General features: G+C 65.2%; 18 protein-coding genes. 15 read left to right on the plus strand and 3 right to left on the minus strand.

What is annotated here, in order from left to right:
* Position 1 precedes the first annotated feature (1 nt).
* The 11 genes from N5C88_RS27895 (at position 2) to N5C88_RS27945 (ending at position 11,386) form a co-directional block, all read left to right on the plus strand.
* Entirely contained in the window at positions 2-1,432 is a 1,431-nt protein-coding gene (locus N5C88_RS27895) for a mannose-1-phosphate guanylyltransferase/mannose-6-phosphate isomerase (RefSeq protein ID WP_059372188.1), read from the plus strand.
* Positions 1,433-1,508: 76 nt separating this feature from the next.
* Positions 1,509-1,871, plus strand: coding sequence for a VanZ family protein (locus N5C88_RS27900; protein WP_059372186.1), 363 nt, complete (start codon positions 1,509-1,511; stop codon positions 1,869-1,871).
* Positions 1,872-1,881: 10 nt separating this feature from the next.
* A complete protein-coding gene (gmd, locus tag N5C88_RS27905; protein ID WP_013395110.1) occupies positions 1,882-2,991 on the plus strand; it encodes a GDP-mannose 4,6-dehydratase in 1,110 nt (369 codons plus the stop codon).
* Positions 2,992-2,997: 6 nt separating this feature from the next.
* Positions 2,998-3,951 (plus strand): GDP-L-fucose synthase, encoded by a 954-nt coding sequence (locus N5C88_RS27910; RefSeq protein ID WP_054453071.1) that lies wholly within the window; start codon positions 2,998-3,000, stop codon positions 3,949-3,951.
* 38 nt (positions 3,952-3,989) lie between these two features.
* Positions 3,990-5,306, plus strand: coding sequence for an oligosaccharide flippase family protein (locus N5C88_RS27915; protein WP_059372184.1), 1,317 nt, complete (start codon positions 3,990-3,992; stop codon positions 5,304-5,306).
* Positions 5,307-5,326: 20 nt separating this feature from the next.
* Entirely contained in the window at positions 5,327-6,229 is a 903-nt protein-coding gene (locus N5C88_RS27920; RefSeq protein ID WP_059372182.1) for a glycosyltransferase family 2 protein, read from the plus strand.
* A gap of 27 nt (positions 6,230-6,256) precedes the next feature.
* Entirely contained in the window at positions 6,257-7,552 is a 1,296-nt protein-coding gene (locus N5C88_RS27925) for an O-antigen ligase family protein (protein ID WP_118933839.1), read from the plus strand.
* Positions 7,545-8,675, plus strand: a complete 1,131-nt coding sequence (locus tag N5C88_RS27930; protein ID WP_059372179.1) for a glycosyltransferase — start codon at positions 7,545-7,547, stop codon at positions 8,673-8,675. The genes N5C88_RS27925 and N5C88_RS27930 overlap by 8 nt, the downstream gene beginning before the upstream one ends.
* Before the next feature lie 13 nt (positions 8,676-8,688).
* Positions 8,689-9,576, plus strand: coding sequence for a glycosyltransferase family 2 protein (locus tag N5C88_RS27935; protein ID WP_280016646.1), 888 nt, complete (start codon positions 8,689-8,691; stop codon positions 9,574-9,576).
* A complete protein-coding gene (locus N5C88_RS27940; protein WP_059372172.1) occupies positions 9,573-10,133 on the plus strand; it encodes a putative colanic acid biosynthesis acetyltransferase in 561 nt (186 codons plus the stop codon). Before N5C88_RS27935 ends, N5C88_RS27940 begins: the two co-directional genes overlap by 4 nt.
* Entirely contained in the window at positions 10,130-11,386 is a 1,257-nt protein-coding gene (locus tag N5C88_RS27945; RefSeq protein ID WP_059372821.1) for a glycosyltransferase WbuB, read from the plus strand. Before N5C88_RS27940 ends, N5C88_RS27945 begins: the two co-directional genes overlap by 4 nt.
* Positions 11,387-11,535: 149 nt before the next feature.
* Here the strand turns inward: N5C88_RS27945 and N5C88_RS27950 are convergent, their stop codons facing one another.
* The 3 genes from N5C88_RS27950 to N5C88_RS27960 all read right to left on the minus strand — a co-directional run bounded on the left by N5C88_RS27950 (position 11,536) and on the right by N5C88_RS27960 (position 15,483).
* Entirely contained in the window at positions 11,536-12,201 is a 666-nt protein-coding gene (locus N5C88_RS27950; protein WP_059372171.1) for a response regulator transcription factor, read from the minus strand.
* 360 nt (positions 12,202-12,561) lie between these two features.
* A complete protein-coding gene (locus N5C88_RS27955; protein WP_059372168.1) occupies positions 12,562-13,314 on the minus strand; it encodes a response regulator transcription factor in 753 nt (250 codons plus the stop codon).
* Between the two features lie 564 nt (positions 13,315-13,878).
* Complete coding sequence (locus N5C88_RS27960) at positions 13,879-15,483, minus strand: hypothetical protein (protein WP_280016647.1); 1,605 nt, start codon at positions 15,481-15,483, stop codon at positions 13,879-13,881.
* 381 nt (positions 15,484-15,864) lie between these two features.
* On the opposite strand from N5C88_RS27960, the gene N5C88_RS27965 reads away from it, so the two are divergent.
* The 4 genes from N5C88_RS27965 to N5C88_RS27980 all read left to right on the plus strand — a co-directional run.
* The gene (locus N5C88_RS27965; protein WP_059372165.1) at positions 15,865-16,530 is read left to right on the plus strand and encodes a TetR/AcrR family transcriptional regulator; all 666 of its coding nucleotides are present in this window, start codon (positions 15,865-15,867) and stop codon (positions 16,528-16,530) included.
* A 47-nt stretch (positions 16,531-16,577) separates the two neighbouring features.
* Complete coding sequence (locus tag N5C88_RS27970) at positions 16,578-18,926, plus strand: acyl-CoA dehydrogenase (RefSeq protein WP_280016648.1); 2,349 nt, start codon at positions 16,578-16,580, stop codon at positions 18,924-18,926.
* A gap of 29 nt (positions 18,927-18,955) precedes the next feature.
* Positions 18,956-20,251: an acetyl-CoA C-acetyltransferase gene (locus N5C88_RS27975; protein ID WP_280016649.1), complete on the plus strand. Its 1,296-nt coding sequence runs from the start codon at positions 18,956-18,958 to the stop codon at positions 20,249-20,251.
* The coding region (locus N5C88_RS27980) for an enoyl-CoA hydratase-related protein (RefSeq protein WP_280016650.1) at positions 20,248-20,695 on the plus strand (448 nt) is incomplete at its 3' end. The genes N5C88_RS27975 and N5C88_RS27980, both read left to right, overlap by 4 nt.

Consider the following 20,695-nt stretch of genomic DNA (forward strand, 5'->3'; position numbering starts at 1 on the left):
CATGACCAATCCCCCTCCCCCGTACCGGGCAGTCATACTTTGCGGCGGTTCAGGCTCGCGCCTGTGGCCGCTGTCGCGCGAACTGCTGCCCAAGCAGTTCATCCGTTTGACCGATGACCGCAGCCTGTTGCAGAACACCCTGCTGCGGCTGGGGTCGGCAGGGGCCGAGGCCCGGCCCATCCTGGTCTGCAACGACGCGCACCGCTATATCGCGGCGGAGCAGGCGCTGGAACTGGGCATCAAGGACGTGGAAGTGATCCTGGAGCCCTTCGCGCGCAACACGGCGCCGGCGATCGCGGCGGCCACCCTGCGCGCCATGCGCGACGGCGAGGACCCGGTCATGCTGATCATGCCGTCGGACCACGTGCTGGAAGACGGCGAGGTGCTGCAGGCCGCCTTCGCCGCGGCCTATCAGGCCGCCCTGCAGGGTGCGCTGGTGACGTTCGGCATCAATCCCACCGCGCCGCTCAGCGGCTACGGCTACATCCAGGCGGACGAGCCCGGCGTGATGGCGCCCGCGCGCCGCGTGCGCCGCTTCGTTGAAAAACCCTCTCCCGAGGTCGCGCAGCGTTTCATCGAAGATGGCGGCTATTACTGGAACAGCGGCATGTTCGCCTTCCAAGCCTCGGTGTTCCTGTCGGAAATGGCGCGCCTGGCGCCCAAGATGCTGGAGCAGGTGCAGGCGGCCGTGGCTATCGGGCATGGCGAGAACTCGCTGTTCCACCTGGACGGCCCGTCCTTCGAAGCGTGCCCCAGCGATTCCATGGACTACGCCATCATGGAACGCACGGACAGCGCCGTGGTCATCCCGCTGGCCGCCTCGTGGAGCGATGTGGGCGCCTGGGACGCGGTCTGGGGCATCGCCCAGAAGACCGTGGAAGGCAACTCCACCACCGGCGACGTCATGGTGGAGGATTCGCGCAACTGCCTGATCCACTCCACCAGCCGGCTGGTGGCCTCGGTGGGCCTGGACGACATCGTCGTGATCGAAACCGCCGACGCCGTGCTGGTGGCGCACAAGTCGCGCTCGCAGGACGTCAAGCGGCTGGTCGAGATCTTCAAGACGCAGCACCGCTCGGAACTGAACCATCACCGCGAAGTGCAGCGGCCCTGGGGATCCTACGACTCGGTAGGCCAGGGTCCGCGCTACCAGGTCAAACGCATCACGGTGAAGCCCGGCGCGCGCCTGTCCTCGCAGATGCACCATCACCGCGCGGAGCACTGGATCGTGGTTTCGGGCACGGCGCGCATCTACAACGGCGACAAGCAGTACCTGCTGACCGAGAACCAGTCGACCTACATCCCGCTGGGCGAGATCCACAGCCTGGAGAACCCGGGAAAGATCCCGCTGGAGATCATCGAGGTGCAATCGGGCGCTTACCTGGGTGAAGACGACATCGTCAGATTCCAGGACATGTATGGCCGGGTATGAAAAGAAGGAGCCCCCACGCCGCACGCGCTCCGCACGCTTGCTGCCACCCGAGGGGGCGCCCTTTTTCAGGCCAGGCATGGCGCGGCTCTGCCTGCCATTGGCGGGGCTGTTCTTCGCCGTACTGGTAACAGTGGGCAACCTGCCGGGCCTGGCCGCCGAGATGTCGGACGCGTTTGGCGACAAGCGTCTGCATCTTGCGGCTTACGCCTTCCTGACCACGTTGATCTATTTCTCGGTCAACCGTCGCCCGGCGCTGACGGCCCTGGTGGCGATCGCAATGCTGGGTGCGCTGGATGAAGCAATCCAGTCCCTTTTTCCCTATCGACAGGCTGAACTATTAGACCTTTTGGCCGATATCTCCGCGGCTGGTGCAACAGTAATCTCATTGCACATTGGTACCGCAGCCTTCGGCTCCTTTCGTGCAGTCATTAAGTCTTAAGGATACAACCATGCCAAAACGGGCACTGATTACCGGCGTTACTGGCCAAGACGGGGCCTATCTGGCGGAGTTTCTGCTGGCCAAGGGCTATGAGGTCCACGGCATCAAGCGGCGTGCTTCGCTGTTCAATACCGCGCGGATCGACCATCTGTACCAGGATCCGCATGACCAGCCCCGCAATTTCGTGCTGCATCACGGTGATATGACCGACTCTTGCAGCCTGATCCGCATCGTGCAGTCGGTGCAGCCCGACGAGATCTACAACCTGGCCGCCCAGAGCCATGTCGGCGTCTCGTTCGAGGAGCCCGAGTACACGGCCAACGCCGACGGCCTGGGCACCCTGCGCCTCCTGGAAGCCATTCGCATCCTGAAGCTGGAGAACAAGGCCCGCTTCTACCAGGCGTCCACCTCCGAGCTGTATGGCCTGGTGCAGGAGACGCCGCAAAAGGAAACCACGCCGTTCTATCCGCGCAGCCCGTATGCGGCGGCCAAGCTGTACGCCTACTGGATCAGCGTGAACTACCGCGAAGCCTATGGCATGTATGCCTGCAACGGCATCCTGTTCAACCACGAATCGCCCAAGCGCGGCGAGACTTTCGTCACGCGCAAGATCACCCGCGGCCTGGCCCGCATCGTGCTCGGCCTGCAGGAATGCCTGTACCTGGGCAATCTTTCCGCCCTGCGCGACTGGGGCCATGCCCGCGACTACGTCGAAATGCAGTGGCTGATGCTGCAGCAGGACACGCCCGAGGACTACGTCATCGCCACCGGCATGCAATACAGCGTGCGCGAGTTCATCAATACCGCCGCGCGCGAGCTGGGCATCCTGCTGGCCTGGGAAGGCGAAGGGCTGGAAGAGACCGCCACCGTGCTGTTCTCGCCGGTCCATGACATCAAGCCGGGCCAGGTGATCGTCCGGGTGGACCCGCGCTACTTCCGCCCGACCGAAGTGGAAACCCTGCTGGGCGATCCGACCAAGGCGCGCGAAAAGCTGGGATGGTCGCCACGCACCTCCTTCGCGCAACTGGTCAAGGAAATGGTCGAGAGCGATCTGCGCGACGCGCGGCGCGATGCGCTGGTGGAGCAGAACGGCTACGAAATCTACGCCTACAAGGAGTAGCACGACATGACGAACCTGGAGCAACGCGTCTTCGTCGCCGGCCACCGCGGCATGGTAGGCGCCGCGATCACCCGCGAGCTGCAGCGCCGCGGGTACCGCAACGTGCTGACCCGCGGCCGGGAGGAGCTGGATCTGGAAAACCAGAATCAGGTCAACCGCTTCTTCTCGACCACGCCGGTCGACGTGGTGTACCTGGCCGCCGCCAAGGTCGGCGGCATCCTGGCCAACCAGACGCATCCGGTGGAGTTCCTGTACAAGAACCTGATGATCCAGTGCAACGTGATCCGCGCCGCGTATGCCGCCGGGGTGCGCAAGCTGCTGTTTCTGGGTTCGTCATGCATCTATCCGCGCGAAGCCCCCCAGCCCATCCGCGAGGACGCCTTGCTGACGGGGCCGCTGGAGGCGACCAACGAGCCCTACGCCATCGCCAAGATCGCGGGCCTGAAGCTGTGCGAGGCCTATCAGCGCGAGTTCGGCGCGCGTTTCATCTGCGCCATGCCGACCAATCTGTATGGCCAGCATGACAACTACGACCTGCAAAGCAGCCACGTGCTGCCCGCGCTGATCCGCAAATTCCACGAAGGCCGGGAATCCGGCCAGGAAAGCGTGAGCATCTGGGGCACCGGCGCGCCGCTGCGCGAATTCCTGTATGTGGACGACCTGGCCCAGGCCTGCGTCATGCTGATGGAGCATCCGCAGGCGGAAGGCATCTACAACATCGGCGCCGGGCAGGACATCTCGATCGCCGACCTGGCCAGGCTGGTGGCCCGCGTGGTCGGCTACGAGGGCAACATCGTTTACGACAGCAGCAAGCCCGACGGCACGCCGCGCAAGCTGATGGACTCGGCCCGCATGCAGGCGCTGGGCTGGAAACCGGAGATCTCGCTGACGCATGGCATCACGCTGGCCTACGGCCACTTCCTGCGTGAACGCACCCAGCATGCGCTGCCCGTGGCCTGACGGCCTCGCCAGAACCCATATGCCCACAGGCCCCAGCCATGCTCGGATTCCTCAGGAAACATATCGCCGGCAATGCCTCCTTCTGGGGGCTGGTGGAGTATGGCATCGGGCCGGTCGCGGCGCTGGTGGCCCTGCCCATCCTGTTCCGGCAGCTGGGGACCGTGGGCTTCGGCCAGTACTCCATGATCATCGCCCTGGCCGGCTTCGGCAATGCCGCCAACCTGGGCGCGGCGGTGACGGCGACCAAGCTGGTGTCCGAGCGCATGCACGAGCCCGGCGGCGCCTATCGCGCAGCCGGCGTAAGCATGTCGCTGATCGGCTGCGCGCTCGGGGTCGTGACCCTGGCCGCAGTATTGCTGTGGGCAGTGGTGGGCCTGGGCTGGCCGGCGGCGACCTTCGGCGGCGTGGCGGTGACGATGCTGGCCATGCCCGCGCTGGCCATCTACCTGACGCAGCAATATGACCAGCTGTTCTCCGGCTGCCTGAAGGGGCGCGAAGACTTCCGCGCCACGGCGCTGTGCGAAGTCTTCAGCCGCACCGGCACGATGGGACTGGCTTGCGCCACGGCCTGGCTGACGGCATCGCCCACCTGGACCGGCCTGGCGCAGGCGCTGGGACTCCTGATCGCAGGCAGCGTGAAGATGCGCGTGTTCGCGCGCACCTATGGCCGCATCCTGGTGCGCCCGGTGCGCGACCGCAGCGCCATGATGGACGCCTTCCGGTTCTCCCGCTGGTCCTGGCTGAACAGCCTGAGCGCCCTCGCCTTCGGCTCGGTGGACCGGGTGCTGGTCGGCAGCCTCATGGGTCCGGCCGCGCTGGCCATCTATACGGTCGGCGTGCAGGTCGGCCAGATCATCCATACCGCGTCGGTCGCCATCTTCCAGAAGGCCATGCCGCGCGTCACCCGCCTGTCGGTTTCGCCCCCCTATCCCGGTGCCGTCGAACGCGAGATCCGCCGCATGATGCTGTGGAACCTGGCGCTGTCGGCCAGCGCCACGCTGGCGGTGCTGGCGGTCAGCCATCCGCTTCTGAACCTGCTGTTGGGAGACAACGTCGCCAGCGGCCATCTGGGCACCTTCCAGTTGCTGATCGTGGCCTCGGGACTGCTGTCCTTGAACGCCGCGGCGCACTTTTCCCTGCTGGGCCTGGGCAATTCGCGTGCCGTCGCCATCCTGAACGGCCTGGGCGGCCTGGCGATGCTGTGCGTCATGGCAGGACTGGTACACGCGGCGGGCGAACACGCCGCGGCATGGGGCCGCATGGCCTACGCGGCGATCACGCTGGCCGGCGTGGCTCTCGCCATCCGTCAATCCCGCCCAGATTTTCCGGGCGCCTTGCCTGCGGCCACCCGTTAACTCATATGCTGAGGTCCTACATGCGCAAGCGTCATAACGAGTACTCACGTCAGCTCATCGACTTCGTCCGCGAGTTGCGGCCGCCGGCGCCCATCGCCGGCAGCCTGTTGCCGAAAGTGACCATCGTGACCCCCTCGTTCAACCAGGCCCGCTTCCTGGAACGCACCATCCTGTCCGTGCTGAACCAGGGCTATCCGCGGCTGGAGTACATCATCATCGACGGCGGCTCCACCGACGGCAGCGTGGACATCATCCGCAAGTATGAGCGCTACCTGACGTACTGGGAAAGCACGCCGGACCGCGGCCAGTCGCATGCCATCAACAAGGGCTTCGAACGCGCCACCGGCGACTATGTGGGCTGGCAGAATTCCGACGACCTGTACTTCCCCGGCGCCTTGCGCAAGCTGGGCGCGGCCGCCTCCAAGGGGCGCGCGCCCATCGTCAGCGGCAACCTGTTCGTGGCCGACGCCGACAACCGGATCTTCCGCAAGATCCATTACACGCCGGTCAACCGCGGCACGCTGACGGTGGTGAAGGCGTCCATCCCGAACCAGTCGGCGATCTTCCGCCGCGACCTGTTGCAGAAGTACGGGCTCTTGCAGGAGAGCATGCGCTACTGCATGGACCTGGAGCTGTGGAGCCGGCTGCTGCGCGAAGGCAAGAACCTGATCGTGCCTGACGCCATGGGCGTTTACACCGCCCACGACGAAACCAAGACCGCGCTGATGCAGGACGTGCTGCTCGAGGAACGCGAACAGATCGTCACGCGCATCCGCCGCACGGAGCCGGGCCTGGGCAAGCTGTTCGAACTGTCGTGCCGCGCGTCCAAGGTGGCCGCCCACGCACGCCAGGGAGACCTGTCCTATCTGTTCGAAAAACTGACCACCAAGATTTTCGGACGCGACGACTGGGCTTCGCACTAGCGTCTTTCCACACAGAGAAGAGCCGCAATGACCACGCACCGCCGCCTATCCACCCTGCATCTGCTGGGCATGTTCGCCTTCACGGCGCTGGCCTTGAACGACGACCACTTCGTCCTGGGCGTCGGCAGCTTCAAGCTGTCGCCCTTCGATTTCCTGTTCGTCGCCATGCTGGTGGTCAAGATGTTGAGGCTCGCGGATCCCGCGGCCTATGCGCTGCCCCGCGGCATGCTGGGCATGCTGCTGGGTATCCAGACCGTGTCGGTGATCTATCTGATCCTGGTGTCGCTGCATCATCCGGGCATCGAGACCGGCGACGTGGCGCGGGACCTGCGCATCGTGTTTTATTTCTTGTGCACGCCCTTTCTTTGCTACAAGGATATCGATAGCCCGGCCGCCTACGCGGTGCTGCAGAAGTACATCGTGGCGGCCTGCCTGGCCGTGGCCACGCTGATGCTGGCCGAACAGCTGCAAGGCTTCAGCGTGGCGAATCCGCTGCGCAACGTGCGGCTGGGCGTATGGGCCATCCCGTTCGGCGTGGTGTCGCTGCTGTACTTCCGGCGCACGCTCAACGTTTCCGGACCCAAGGCCTACGCGCTGACGGTCTATATGCTGCTGGCCCTCGTGTTTTCGCTGAACCGCAGCCAATACCTGCAGCTGGCGATCTCGGTGTTCATCGCCGTGCTATTGGGCGCGGGCCCCGAGATCCGGCGCCGCGCCGTGCTGGTCTTTGCGCCGGCGGCAGTCGCCGGGGTGCTGGTCTTCGCCGCGATCGGCTACCTGGACGTGCTCACCAATCGCATCTTCAGCGTCGAGCGCCTGGACGAGGACTCCAGCTATGGCGCACGCGTCCAGGAGATGCAGGGACAAATGGACTTCTTCGCGGAGAGTCCGGTGTTCGGCAAGGGCGCGGGCTTTCGCAGCTGGGTCATGGGCGAGAACGGCTTCGAGCTGAGCACCTTCGCCCACAATTCCTGGGCCTTCTACCTGATGAAGTTCGGCGTGGTCGGCACCTTCATGATCATGCTGCCGCCCGTGCTCATTCTGCTGCTCACGCTGTTCCGACGATATGCGCATCCGGGCCTGGAGCTGCACCGGCGCTACCTGCTGGCCACCGCGCCTATCTATATCTTCATCGACTCGCTTTCCGGCGGCCTGGCGTACGCGCCCAAGACCGCCTTCACCGGGTTCCTGCTGTGCTATTGCCTGTCGCTCATGCGCAATGCCCAGATCATGCCCGTGCCAGAACAAAGAACGACATCCGCCCCCAGCCACCGCCCGGACGTTGCGCGCCGGACGCCAACTAGAGTGATCCCACATGCCTGATGTCTTGTTTGTCGCGCCAGACCTGCACGGCGGCGTAGGAAGATGTGTCGCCTTCATCGTGGATGCCTTGCCGGAACAAGGGGTGGATTCCGCCTTGTTCCTGCTGCGCTCGCGTATCCGCGAGTATCCCGTATCCAATCCGAAGGTAACCCGGGCGCTCCCCGTCAACGAATCTCCGACCGCGCTGCGGCTGATGCTGCCCGTGGCCTTTTTCAAACTGCTCATGCAGATCCGGCGCGACAAGCCCGCCATCGTCTGCTCGCACGGCCTCTTGTGCAACATGCTGGTGGTGGCGGCCAAGAAGCTGCTGCGCGGCAAGTTCGCCACCGTCGCCTTCGAACACAGCAGCCCGGCCATCCATTACGGAGCCTCGCGCATGCGGCGCCTGAAATGCTGGCTGGTCAGCCAGACCTACCGGCGTCACGATGCGGTGGTGGGCGTATCGCGCGGCGTCAAGGAAGACCTGGTCAGCATGTTCCCGCCGCTGCGCGGCAAGGTCCACACCATCTACAACGGCGTGCCGCTGGAAAATGTACGCGCGCAGGGCAGCCGCGGCGGCGACGAATCCGCGCAAACCGAGCCTTACCATGTCGTGGCCGTGGGCCGGCTCGAAGCGGTGAAGGACTATGCGACGCTGATCGACGCGGCCGCTCTGCTGGACGACCCCGGCATCCGCTTCACCATCCTGGGCGAAGGATCCGAGCACGCAGCCCTGCAAAAGCGCATCGATGAGCGCGGCTCGCGCAGCCCGGTCACCTTGGCCGGCCATATCGACAACCCGTTCCCGGTGATTGCGGGCGCCGGCGCATTCGCCCTGACCTCCCTGCGCGAGAGCTTCGGCAATGTGCTGGTGGAGGCGCTGTGCCTGGGGGTGCCGGTGATATCCACCGACTGTCCCCATGGCCCGGCCGAAATCCTGGATTCCGGCCGCTACGGCCTGCTGGTTCCTGTGGGCGACGCCGCGGCCCTGGCCGAGGCGGTGCGCCGCCTGGCCTATGACGCGGAGACGCGTGAACGGTTTGCCGAGCAAGGCCCGGAACGCGCCGACGCCTTTTCCCTGGAACGGCACTGCCGCAACGTCATCGCCCTCTTCCGCCCGCTGATGCAGCGCGGCACGCCCTGAACAGGACAGCATCATGCAGAAGATACCGGTATCGGTCGTCGTCATGACGAAGAACGAGGAACGCAACATCAACAAGTGCCTGAAGGCGCTGGTCGAATTCGACGAAGTATTCGTGGTGGACTCCAACAGCACCGACGCGACCTGCGCCATGGCGACGGCGCTGGGCGCCAAGGTCTCCAACTTCCAGTGGAACGGCAAGTATCCCAAGAAGAAGCAGTGGTGCCTGGAACAGCTGCCGTTCTCGCATCCGGTGGTGCTGTACGTGGACGCGGACGAGGAGATGACGCCCGCTCTGGCCGCCGAGATACGCGAAGCCCTGCCGCGCTTCGCGGCGGGCGCGGGCGGCGCCTTCGTGCCGTTCGATTACGTGTTCTGCGGCAAGAAGCTGGAACACGGGCACCGCGTCTACAAGCTGGCCCTGTTGGCGCGCGACCGCTCGCGCTTCCTGGACTATGACGACCTGGACGTGGCGCACATGTGGGAGGTCGAAGGCCACTACCAGCCGCAAGTCGAAGGCGAAACCTTCGCCTTGCGCCAGCGCATGGTGCACAACGACCATGATTCGCTGTTCCATTACTTCGACAAGCACAACCGCTATTCCGACTGGGAAGCGAACCTGCGCATCAAAGGCCTGATGAACGATCCGCGCGAGGCCAACGTGGGCGCGCGCGCCCTGCTCAAGCGCATCTTCCAGGCCATGCCGTTCAAGGCGCCCATCTCGTTCCTGCATTCCTATGTGTTCCGCCTGGGCTTCCTGGACGGCAAGGCGGGCTACGACTACGCGGTGGCGCGCGCCATGTACTACTGGCAGATCCGCATCAAGACCGAGGAAATCCAGAAGGCGCGGCAGGCCAGCGCCGCCGCCGCGCGCGACGACGCCGTGGCGGGAGCCGCCAAATGAGCGCCCTGCAACAGCTCGACCGTTTTGCGCTGGCGCCCGGCCAGCGCGGCCGCTCCGCCCTGACGGTGCAGCTCTGGTGGACGGTGCAGGCGACGCTGTTCCGCTGGTCGCCGCAGGTCGCCTATGGCTTTCGCCGCTGGCTGCTGCGTTGCTTCGGCGCGCGGGTCGGCCGCAAGGTCCTGATCCGGCCCACCGCCACCGTGACCTATCCCTGGAAGGTCGAAATCGGCGACTACGCCTGGATCGGCGACGACGCGGTCATCTACAGCCTGGGGCCTATCCATATCGGCGCCCATGCCGTGGTGTCGCAACGCAGCTACCTGTGCGCCGCCGACCACGATGCGGGGCAACCCGATTTCCCCTTGCGCGAACGCGCCGTGCGCATCGAGGACGGCGCGTGGGTGGCGACCGACGTGTTCATCGGCCCCGGCGTGACCGTCGGACGTGAAGCCGTGATCGGCGCGCGCAGCTCGGTATTCCGCAACATGCCGCCCGCCATGGTGTGCCACGGCAACCCATGCCGCCCGGTACGCCCGCGCCAGGCTGGCCCGGCATGAAAATCCTCATCTACGGCATCAACTACGCGCCTGAACTCACAGGTATCGGCAAATACAGCGCCGAACTGGCCGAATGGCTGGCTGCGCGCGGCCACGACGTCAGCGTGGTGACGGCCCCGCCCTACTATCCGCAGTGGCAGGTGCACGATGGTTATCGCGCCGGCCGCTACCGCAAGGAAGTCCTGCGCGGCGTCACCGTACGCCGCGCGCCGCTCTGGGTTCCCGAACGGCCGGGCGGCCTCAAGCGCCTGATCCACCTGGCCAGCTTCGCCCTGTCCAGCCTGCCCTCGCTGTTGCGCGCGGCCGCGGGACGGCCGGACATCATCCTGGTGGTGGAACCCGCGCTATTCTGCGCACCCGCCGCCTGGCTGGCGGCGCGGCTTTGCGGCGCCCGCGCCTGGCTGCACATCCAGGACTATGAAGTGGACGCCGCGTTCGAGCTGGGGCTGCTCAAGGGCGCCGGCCTGCGCGCCATGGTGCTCAGGGCCGAACGCTGGCTGATGCGCCGCTTCGACCGCGTGTCCACCATTTCCAACCGCATGCTGGACCTGGCGCGGGCCAAGGGTGTGGACCCCGGCCGCGCCGTGCTGCTGCCCAACTGGATCGACGTCGATGCGATCGCGCCGCGCGCCGGCGGCGGCGACTACCGCGCCGAGCTGGGCATTCCTCACGACGCCATCGTTGCGCTTTATTCAGGCAACATGGGCGGCAAGCAGGGCTTGCAGACGCTGGCCGACGTGGCCCGCAGACTCAGCCGCGAGACGCGCCTGTGGTTCGTCTTCTGCGGCCAGGGACCCGAACGCGCGCCGCTGCAGCAGCAATGCGAGGGCCTGGCCCGCGTCGTCTTCCTGGACCTGCAGCCGGCCGAACGCCTGGGCGAACTGCTCAACACCGCCGACATCCATCTGCTGCCGCAACGCGCCGGCGCCGCCGACCTGGTGATGCCGTCCAAGCTGACCGGCATGCTGGCCAGCGGCCGGCCCGTGGTGTGCGGCGCCGCGCCCGGCACCGAGCTGGCCGGCGTGGTCGCGCGCTGCGGCCTGCTGACGCCGCCGGAAGACGGCGCCGCCATGGCCGAGGCGGTGCGCAAGCTCAGCTACAACGCGCAGATCCGCGAAACCCTGGGCGCCGCGGCGCGCCAGTACGCGCAGACGCATCTGCACGTCGACAGCGTGCTGGCTGCGGCGGAACAGGAATTCGAAGCGCTGGTTGCGGCCAAGGGCAAGCATGCGGCCCGCGGCGCGGGCGTTTGAACGGCCGAACGACCGCACAAGCCTTCCGCATCTGCCGCGTGCAAGCCGTCAACGCTGCGACGCGTTCAATTTTCCTTGGGCGGTTGGCGATGGGTTACGCGCGCTCGAGACCGACGCTCTTGCATCGGATCTCTCGCGCCTAACCCATCCTACGCATCGGGATCGTGCTTGGCGGCCGTTGCGCCGTTGCCGCTTCTGACCAGTCCCATCTGCACGGCGATATAGGCCGCCTCGGCCTGGTTGCGCGCGTTCAGTTTCCAGTACAGCGTGCGCGCATGGCTCTTCACCGTGGCCACCGATATGCCGACCTGCTGGCCGATCTCGCGCATGGTCTTGCCCTGCACCAGCAACTGCAGGATCTCTTCCTGCCGTTGGGTCAGTTCCCTCAGCTCCTGGGTTGGCGGATGCGAAGCGCCCTGAGGTCGGGCCGCGGGCTGCGGATAGCATTCGCCGCCCGCCATGACGAGGCTGACCGCGGCCGCCAGCGCATCGGGGCTGGAGGCCTTGGGCATGTAGCCCGCGACGCCCGCCCGCGCGCACGCCGCCATGACGCCCGGGTCCAGTACCGAATAAAGCACCAGCACCAGCCGCGGCATGAAGAACGCCATCGATTGGGACAGGAGCCCGACGTCCTGCTCGGCCAGGCCGCTGCAACCCATCACCAGCAGCTCCACTGGGCGATTGATCGAACTGGACATGGTGAGCAATTGGGCTGGCGAGATGGCCAGAATATCGTCGGTGTTCCGCGCACGCTCCAGCACATGCTGGATCGCGACACGGAGCAGAGCGTAGTCTTCGATCAGTACGGTTGTCATCCCGGGGGGAACCTTGTGACGCATGGCCCATACACGGTTCCCATGACGCTGGCGCATCATTGCTGCAACGGCAGGCTGCTGGCGTCACCGACCTCACGGGAATCTCGTCCGCGGCACGGAATCGCGATGGCGAGGCGGAGTGGTTCGCCCTCTCGATCCAGTCTTGCGGACACAACCCATGCTATCAGCGGCTACGTTCGCTGAATCTCGTTCAGGAGGATGATTGGTGGAGGAATGCAGCAGCACTGCGACCGCGGATACTGCTGTGTAAGAATTAGCCATGATGGCTATGCGCATACCCGGCAGCAATGGAACGCTTGCGTTCCAGGCTGCCGGGCAGGCAGCGCAACCACGGCCGCGCTACCCGAGCTTGCGCCCATAGAGCTGCCCGGCGTCCACATCCCTGCCATTGGGCTCATGCCATTCCAGGGTCGCGCCACGTTGCAGCGCCGCGTACACGGCTTCGCCCTTGTTCTTGACATGCAAGCGCTGGTAAAGCGTGCATGCATGCGTCTTGGCCGTTGCCACCGAAATGTTCAACATCCTGCTGACGGTCTTGATCGGATAACCGCGCGCCAGCAACACCAGCACCTCGTATTGCCGCGGCGTGATCTGCAGCAGCTGCGCGCCGGCGCTGACGGGCATGGAGCCCTTGCTGGCGGCGGCATCGTCGGCTTCCCGGGCCGGCAAGGCGCAGACCGTTTGCGCGGGAGCCTGCAACGCCTGTTCGCTGGGGAAGCACTGCCCGCCCGCCATGACCAGGCGGATGGCCGCTTCAAGGATCTCCACCGAGGCCGTCTTCATCAGGCAACCGTAGACGCTTGCCCCGGGCAGGCCCTGCACCGGCATGGGCAGGGGCATGACGTCCGTCAGAAGCAGGATCCGCTTGGGCGTGAGCACGCGCTGGATTTCATGCAGCGCGCTCCATGCTTCGTCGGTATCCACCGGCAATCCGTAGATCAACAGGTCGGCGCCCGCGTGCACGCCGTCCGCCTTGGAGATGTCAGCCAAACCCATCCCCTCGATTTCCCACACATCATCCAACTTGCTCAGAATCTGCCACAACCCCAACCGCAGGAGCGGATGGGCTTCAATCAGGACCATCTTGGCCATGGTGTCCTCCCGGTTTTTCGACGGGCCTAGAAGGGATCTTCGCTGTGCTGAAGACTATTTTTTTTCCAACCCCGCGGTGCGAGTCCGCAATATTCCGGAATATCTAATGAAGCTGAACCGGAGCATTTGGGCTGGGAGACTTTGGTAGCCAACATAACGGATGGCATGGACCCATCTTATGGTTCGAAATTGTCAAAATCAAGACGTTTCGGCTCGATATAATCCGACAAAAACAGAAATCATTCGTTAGCCTTAATCATCATCGTAAATCCGGACGAGACGTGCATCTCATCCATTCCGACGCTAGGGTTTTCACCAGGAATTCCCCATGAGGAGCTTGCGCTTTCCCTATGGAAGATGCAGGACGGACGTGGCTTCCAGGCTAAGGCAGGCCGATGTTACAGCCGTAAAAAAGCCGCGCCGCGGCATCCGCCGGGCGCGGCCTGGAAGTTCCGGAACCAGGACAATAACTGTCTATATGTTTCCGCGGACACATCAAGCCCGTGCGTCTTTCTCGTAATCGAAATATAGGTAACATTTTTATTTTTGCGTTTCCGGAACGATTTACTCCATATAGGCGAAGTCAAATACCGTATGCCCGCCCTGATGATGCCAATGGTGCATCGAAGCATGGCGTTTTCTCAGGAAACTTGCGTAGTGGATTTCGCCGTCCGTTTCCACGTAGGTGGATGGCGTTAGTTCCTCGATCCGGTTCAGCGACACGCCCTTGCCGTAGTGGCAGAAGCCCTGGTACTGAGCACAGCGGATCACCTCTCCGCCAGGCGACACAACGATTCCGGCGTTGCGCGCCCGCATCGGGTTGCGCACGATGGGGTTGCAGGCATGCGGCGTCCACTCGGTCGAGCGCGGCGAATCCGAAAAGAAAGCGAATAATTCGTCGCAATGGCTTTGACCGTCGGTCCGGTCAATATTAGTTAATAACCACCAGTATTCGCCGTGCTTGAAAATAATGGTATCGACGGCGGATATATTCGTCATCAAATTTACATCAAGCTCCCACTTAAGCGGAAAATCGGTGCATTTCCAGAGTTCAATACTACGATTTCCGCAAGTCTCCGGCACCATGTAGGTGACGCCTTCGTGCTCGAATATATAAGGAAATGACAGGTGGTAGGGCAGGTTCAAGGCCGTCCCCAACAGGCGGAAAGCCCCGTCGGAGTAGGTCGCGACCGAGATCGTGCCCTTGCGGGAAGTAAAATCGTAATCCTCGAAAAATATATACGGCTTTTTATCCTGGGTATATACGAACGGATCCGCAAAAAATCTGCCCTTGGGTGGCTGCAACACCATGGCCTCGGATACCACCGCCTGCTGCCGCGCAGAGGGAAACATGCCGATCCGCCAGCGCACATTGCGTTTCATGACGCGGCGCACAATCAAATCCGACATTAACCAGGCCTGACGCGCAATATATGCGGCGCTATCCCATTCCACCGGATCATCGCGCCGCAAGCCGCTCATGATCTGCATGCTCGGCGGCGCAACCCCTTGCTTGACGCGCGCCAGCGTTTGCAGCGCGTCGTACACCATGAAATTCCCCAGGCTGAACGCGCGCGCCTGATTCTTCAACCAGAACACTTCGGTGTTGAAACTGCGCTGGTCCAGCAGTTCGTCCTGGTCCTCTCGCGGTCCGACGCGCCAGAGTTTCACCGTGGTGTGATCTTCGCGCTGATAGACCTCCCAGAAGCCGGCATAGCGGCTGGTCGCCACCGCAATATCCGAATAGCTCAGCTGCCATACCCCCAGCCGCGTCCAGTCCGCCATTTGTTCACGCGTGGCCGGCGATGCGCCCAGCGTGATGACCAGGTCCAGGCCCAGCGCCGCGACCTGCCCCTGCATCTCGTCCGCGGACATGCCAGGCGCCAGCGACAGGACGGCGGCCGTATCCTGCGGCACGCTTTCCCGCATGTCGCGGCACGCAAGCGCCTGCCGCTGCTTTGCCGGCAACAGCCGCGCTTCCAGACGCGACAGGGCGCCAAACAGGGCGCGCACGCCCAGGCGGGGCGCTTTCTCGCCGCCCTCCTCGCTTATCACCAGCAAAGCAGCGACTTCAAAATCCTGGCTATGCCTGAGCCAATCCACCATCTCATGCATCCAACCGGGTTGCTCGTACCCGTCAACCAGCAGTCCCACTCTGTAGGTTTTCATTTCTCCTGCTCCTGTGCCAGGGCTGATCGGCCTTCCGTCCGGTAGGGCGAACGGGCTAGCCATTGCGTATTCAGGGGCGCGACAGAATCAACTCCTCGCGCTGATACTGCGGGGTTTTGCGCCTCCGTTCCAGACCACATTCATCCTAGGTCGGCAGTCCGAGGACGAATGGCTCAGGATCATGCGCAAACACTAGGAAATCGTTACTCCCTCCGCATGAGATTTGTCATCCCTCTGGCGGAGGCTGGCGAAAATCCGGTCGGTCCTGAACGCTGGAATCGCGCGCCGGTAGTGGTAAACCCTATTGGGGATAGCCGAGGCTCGCGTCTCAACCATCTCTCACGCATAATTGTTTTTAAACAAACGTTTGAATTCAACCTTATGCAAGAAATCAGACCATCCCTCACCCGTGAATCCATCCTGGACACCGCCGAGGCCTTGTTTGCCCAGCAGGGACACGATGGAACCTCGATGCGCCAGATCACCGCGGCCGCCGGCGTCAATCTGGCGTCGGTGAACTACCACTTCGGCTCCAAGGAGTCACTCGTGCAGGCGGTGCTCAAACGCCGCCTGGAAGTGCTGAACCGCGAGCGCTTGCGACTTTTGGATGAACTGGAGACGCAAGCCGAAGGCAGGCCCCTGAAGCCGTCGCAGATCGTGGATGCCTTTTTCGGCACGTTGCTGCGCCTGGCGGCGGATCCCGCGCAGGCGGGCAGCACCTTCCTGCCGCTGCTCGAACGCACCATGACCGACCCCTCCGATTTCATCCGCGCGCTGTTCGCGGAGGAGTACGCGGACGTGCTGGAGCGCTACCGCAACGCGCTGTTCGCGGCCCTGCCCGACGTACCCCGCGCGGAAATCATGTGGCGCTTCCAGTTCATGCTGGGCGCCACCTCGTACGCCATCATCGGCACCGACCTGTTGCGCTCGGTCACGGGCTGGACCATAGACGACGCCGAACAACCGGATAACCCCAACCTGCTGCTGCCGCGCCTGATGAGCTTTCTGCTCGGCGGCCTGCGCTCGCCCCTGCCGCACGTGCCCTGAGCGCCACGCGCCCGCAGACGGAACAGAACCTCCACGGAGACAAGAAAATGCACGCAGTCATCTACGCTCTGGTCATCGTCGCGCTCCTGGCGGCGGTCTTGCTGGGCGTGCGTCCGATCCGCCGCGCCCTGTTGTCGGCGCCGATCTTCAATCTGTACCGCAAGGTGCTGCCGCAGATGTCGGACACCGAGCGCGATGCGCTGGAGGCGGGTACGGTGTGGTGGGAAGGCGAGCTGTTCCGCGGCCGGCCCGACTGGAGCCGCCTGCTGGCCTATCCCCGCCCGCGCCTGAGCGATGACGAGCAGCGTTTCCTCGACGTCCAGGCCGAAGAGGCCTGCCGCATGGTCAACGACTGGCATGTCACCCAGGAAAGCCACGACCTGCCGGCAGAGGTCTGGAGCTACCTGAAGACCCAGGGTTTCCTGGGCATGATCATTCCCAAGCAATATGGGGGCCTGGGGTTCTCGGCCTATGCCCATTCCGAAATCGTGACCAAGCTGTCCACGCGCTCGTCGGCGCTGGCGGTCTCGGTCATGGTGCCCAACTCGCTCGGCCCGGCCGAGCTGCTGCTGCATTACGGCACCGACGAACAGAAGAACCACTACCTGCCGCGCCTGGCGCGCGGCGAGGAAGTACCCGCCTTCGCGCTGACCAGCCCCTGGGCCGGTTCCGATGCCGCGGCCATCCCCGACAGCGGCATCGTCTGCAAGGGCGAATGGCAAGGCCGCGAAGTGATAGGCATGAGGGTCACCTGGGACAAGCGCTACATCACCCTGGCGCCTGTATGCACCCTGCTGGGCCTGGCGTTCCGCCTGTACGATCCCGACGGCCTGCTGGGCGGCGCGAAAGACCTGGGCATCACCTGCGCGCTGGTGCCGCACGACCATCCGGGCGTGGACACCGGCCGCCGCCATTTCCCGCTGAACGCCATGTTCATGAATGGCCCCACGCGCGGCGCGGACGTCTTCATGCCGCTGGATTTCATCATCGGCGGCCCGGCCATGGCGGGCCAGGGCTGGCGCATGCTGATGGAATGCCTGGCGGCGGGACGCTCGATCTCGCTGCCCTCTTCCAACACCGGCATGTCCAAGCTGACGACGCGGGCGGTGGGCGGCTATGCGCGCGTGCGCAGCCAGTTCCGCACGCCCGTCGGCAAGTTCGAAGGCGTGGAGGAAGCGCTGGCGCGCATCGGCGGCAACACCTACATGATGGACGCCGCGCGCAGCATGACGGCGGGCGCCGTGGACCTGGGCGAGAAACCCTCGGTCGTGTCCGCCATCGTCAAGTACCACGTGACCGAACGGGCGCGCCAGGTCGTCAACGACGGCATGGACGTCATCGGCGGCAAGGGCATCTGCCTGGGGCCGTCCAACTTCCTGGGCCGCGCCTACCAGCAGATTCCGATCGGCATCACGGTGGAAGGGGCCAACATCCTCACGCGCAGCCTGATCATCTTCGGCCAGGGCGCGATCCGCTGCCATCCCTACGTGCTGGCTGAAATGCAGGCCGCGCAATCGCCCGACCGCAAGCGCGGCCTGGATGATTTCGACCGCGCCTTCTGGGGCCACGTGGGCTTCGTCGCAAAGAACAAGCTGCGCGCCCTGGGCACCGCCCTCACCGGCGCGCGTTTCGTTGGCGTCAACGCCGACGTCGCGCCGGAAATGAAGCGCTACTACCAATTGCTCAGCCGCTACAGCGCCGCCTTCGCGCTGCTGGCCGACACCTCGATGCTGGTGCTGGGCGGCAGCCTCAAGCGCCGCGAGCGCCTGTCGGCGCGCCTGGGCGACGTGCTGTCGCAGATGTACCTGATCAGCGCCACCCTCAAGCGCTTCGAAGACGAAGGCCGCCAGGCGGCCGACGCGCCGCTGGCGCACTGGTCCATCCAGGATGCGTTGTACAAGCTGCAGGAAGCCATCGAAGGCGTGCTGGAAAACTACCCCAACCGTTTCGTCGCCTGGAGCCTGCGCCGCCTGGTCTTGCCTTGGGGCCGCACGCAAGCCCTGCCCTCGGACCAGCTGGGCCAGGACGTTGCGCGGCTGCTGATCAACCCAAGCGCGACGCGCGACCGCCTGACCGCCGGCTGCCACCTGCCCGCGACCGAGGCCGAACCGGTGGGCGCAATCGAACTGGCGCTGGCCGCCACGCTGAACGCCGAGCCCATCGAAGCCAAGATCCGCGAACTTGAAAAGCGCGGCGCGCTTGACGGCAATCCGCAGGCCAACGTGCGCGACATCGCCGATGCCGCCTTCGCCATCGGCGGCATCACCGCCGAAGAATACGCAGTGGTGAAACGCCGCAACCGCTTGCGCGACACGGTGGTGAAAGTGGATGATTTCGCCTTTGACTTGCGCGCCGCGGACCAGGGCAGCCCCGCAGCCGAACGCAGGGCCGCCTGAACGCAGGGCCGCCTGAAAGGAGAAATCGGATGGCATTCAAACCGGTTTACATCGTCGACGGCACCCGCACGCCTTTCCTGAAGGCGCGCACCGGCCCGGGTCCCTTCTCCGCCGGCGATCTGGCCGTGCAGGCGGGCCGCGCGCTGCTGCTGCGCCAGCCTTATGCGCCCACCGACCTGGACGAGGTCATCGTGGGCTGCGCCGCGCCTTCGCCTGACGAAGTGAACATCGGCCGCGTGATCGCGCTGCGCCTGGGCTGCGGCAACAAGGTGCCAGGCTGGACCGTCATGCGCAATTGCGCCTCGGGCATGCAGGCGCTGGATTCCGCAGTGGCCAACATCCAGTCCGGCCGTTCGGAACTGGTGCTGGCCGGCGGCACGGACGCGCTGTCGCGCGCGCCGGTGCTGTATTCGGACGAGATGGTGCGTTGGCTGGCCAGCTGGTATGCCGCGCGCGGCGCAGGCGCCAAGCTCGCGGCGCTGGGCCGCTTCCGGCTGCGCAATCTCGCCCCCGTCATCGGTCTGCTCAAGGGCCTGACCGATCCGGTGGTCGGCCTGTCCATGGGGCAGACCGCCGAGAACGTCGCCACCCGCTTCGGCATCGACCGCGCCGCCATGGACGCCTATGCGGCGCAAAGCCACGCGCGCGCGCTGGCGGCCCGCGCGGCCGGCGCGCTGGGCGAGATCTCGCCGCTGATCGACACGCAGGGCAAGCTGTACCCCGACGACGACGGCGTGCGCGATGATTCCACGCCCGAGAAACTCGCCAAGCTCAAACCCGTTTTCGACAAGCCCTGGGGCAACATCACCGCGGGCAACAGCTCGCAAGTGACCGACGGCGCCGCCATGCTGGTCCTCGCTTCCGAGGAAGCGGTGCGCAAATGGAACCTGCGGCCGCTGGGCCGCATCGTCGACAGCCAATGGGCCGGCCTCGATCCCGCGCAGATGGGCCTGGGGCCGGTGCACGCGGCCACGCCGATCATGCAGCGCCACGGCCTGGGCCTCAATGACCTGGACTTGTGGGAAATCAACGAGGCCTTCGCCGCCCAGGTGTTAGGCTGCCTGGCGGCCTGGCGCGACGATGCCTATTGCCAGGAGCACTTCGGCACGCCGGCCTGGGGCGACCTCGACCCGGCCCGGCTCAACGTCGACGGCGGCGCGATCGCCATCGGCCATCCCGTGGGCGCTTCCGGCGCCCGCATCGTGCTGCACCTGCTGGCGGCCCTGAAGCGCCGCGGCGCCAGGCGCGGCATGGCGGCCATCTGCATCGGCGGCGGCCAAGGCGGCGCGATGCTGGTCGAAACCCTGGACGAGGACCGCTCATGACGACTATCGACACGCTGGCGCACTGGCGCCTGGAGCGCGATGCCGACGGCCTGGCCTGGCTGACCTTCGACCGCGCCGGCAGCGCGGTCAACGCCTTGTCCGCCGACGCCATGAGCGAACTTGCGGTGGTGCTGGACGCGCTGGACGCGGCCCCGCCCACGGGCCTGGTCATCCGCTCCGGCAAGGCCACGGGCTTCGTCGTGGGCGCCGACGTCAACGAGTTCGCCAGCCTGGACACGCCCGAACAGGCGCGCGCGCTGGTGGCGCGCGGCTGGGACCTGTTCAACCGCCTGGCCGCGGTGCGCTACCCCACGCTGGCCCTGATCCAGGGCCACTGCCTGGGTGGCGGCCTCGAACTGGCGCTGGCCTGCCGCTACCGCCTGGTGGCGGACCAACCGGGTACTTCACTGGCCTTGCCCGAGGTCATGCTCGGCATCTTTCCCG

The organism is Achromobacter sp. GD03932 (genome assembly GCF_029839485.1).
Lineage (GTDB): Bacteria > Pseudomonadota > Gammaproteobacteria > Burkholderiales > Burkholderiaceae_B > Achromobacter > Achromobacter bronchisepticus_A.

What these genes read in the sequence shown, in the direction of transcription:
- N5C88_RS27895 (WP_059372188.1), top strand. Translation starts at nt 2, where the DNA reads ATGACCAATCCCCCTCCCCCGTACCGGGCAGTCATACTTTGCGGCGGT.
- N5C88_RS27900 (WP_059372186.1), top strand. Translation starts at nt 1,509, where the DNA reads ATGGCGCGGCTCTGCCTGCCATTGGCGGGGCTGTTCTTCGCCGTACTG.
- gmd (WP_013395110.1), top strand. Translation starts at nt 1,882, where the DNA reads ATGCCAAAACGGGCACTGATTACCGGCGTTACTGGCCAAGACGGGGCC.
- N5C88_RS27910 (WP_054453071.1), top strand. Translation starts at nt 2,998, where the DNA reads ATGACGAACCTGGAGCAACGCGTCTTCGTCGCCGGCCACCGCGGCATG.
- N5C88_RS27915 (WP_059372184.1), top strand. Translation starts at nt 3,990, where the DNA reads ATGCTCGGATTCCTCAGGAAACATATCGCCGGCAATGCCTCCTTCTGG.
- N5C88_RS27920 (WP_059372182.1), top strand. Translation starts at nt 5,327, where the DNA reads ATGCGCAAGCGTCATAACGAGTACTCACGTCAGCTCATCGACTTCGTC.
- N5C88_RS27925 (WP_118933839.1), top strand. Translation starts at nt 6,257, where the DNA reads ATGACCACGCACCGCCGCCTATCCACCCTGCATCTGCTGGGCATGTTC.
- N5C88_RS27930 (WP_059372179.1), top strand. Translation starts at nt 7,545, where the DNA reads ATGCCTGATGTCTTGTTTGTCGCGCCAGACCTGCACGGCGGCGTAGGA.
- N5C88_RS27935 (WP_280016646.1), top strand. Translation starts at nt 8,689, where the DNA reads ATGCAGAAGATACCGGTATCGGTCGTCGTCATGACGAAGAACGAGGAA.
- N5C88_RS27940 (WP_059372172.1), top strand. Translation starts at nt 9,573, where the DNA reads ATGAGCGCCCTGCAACAGCTCGACCGTTTTGCGCTGGCGCCCGGCCAG.
- N5C88_RS27945 (WP_059372821.1), top strand. Translation starts at nt 10,130, where the DNA reads ATGAAAATCCTCATCTACGGCATCAACTACGCGCCTGAACTCACAGGT.
- N5C88_RS27950 (WP_059372171.1), bottom strand. Translation starts at nt 12,201, where the DNA reads ATGACAACCGTACTGATCGAAGACTACGCTCTGCTCCGTGTCGCGATC.
- N5C88_RS27955 (WP_059372168.1), bottom strand. Translation starts at nt 13,314, where the DNA reads ATGGCCAAGATGGTCCTGATTGAAGCCCATCCGCTCCTGCGGTTGGGG.
- N5C88_RS27960 (WP_280016647.1), bottom strand. Translation starts at nt 15,483, where the DNA reads ATGAAAACCTACAGAGTGGGACTGCTGGTTGACGGGTACGAGCAACCC.
- N5C88_RS27965 (WP_059372165.1), top strand. Translation starts at nt 15,865, where the DNA reads ATGCAAGAAATCAGACCATCCCTCACCCGTGAATCCATCCTGGACACC.
- N5C88_RS27970 (WP_280016648.1), top strand. Translation starts at nt 16,578, where the DNA reads ATGCACGCAGTCATCTACGCTCTGGTCATCGTCGCGCTCCTGGCGGCG.
- N5C88_RS27975 (WP_280016649.1), top strand. Translation starts at nt 18,956, where the DNA reads ATGGCATTCAAACCGGTTTACATCGTCGACGGCACCCGCACGCCTTTC.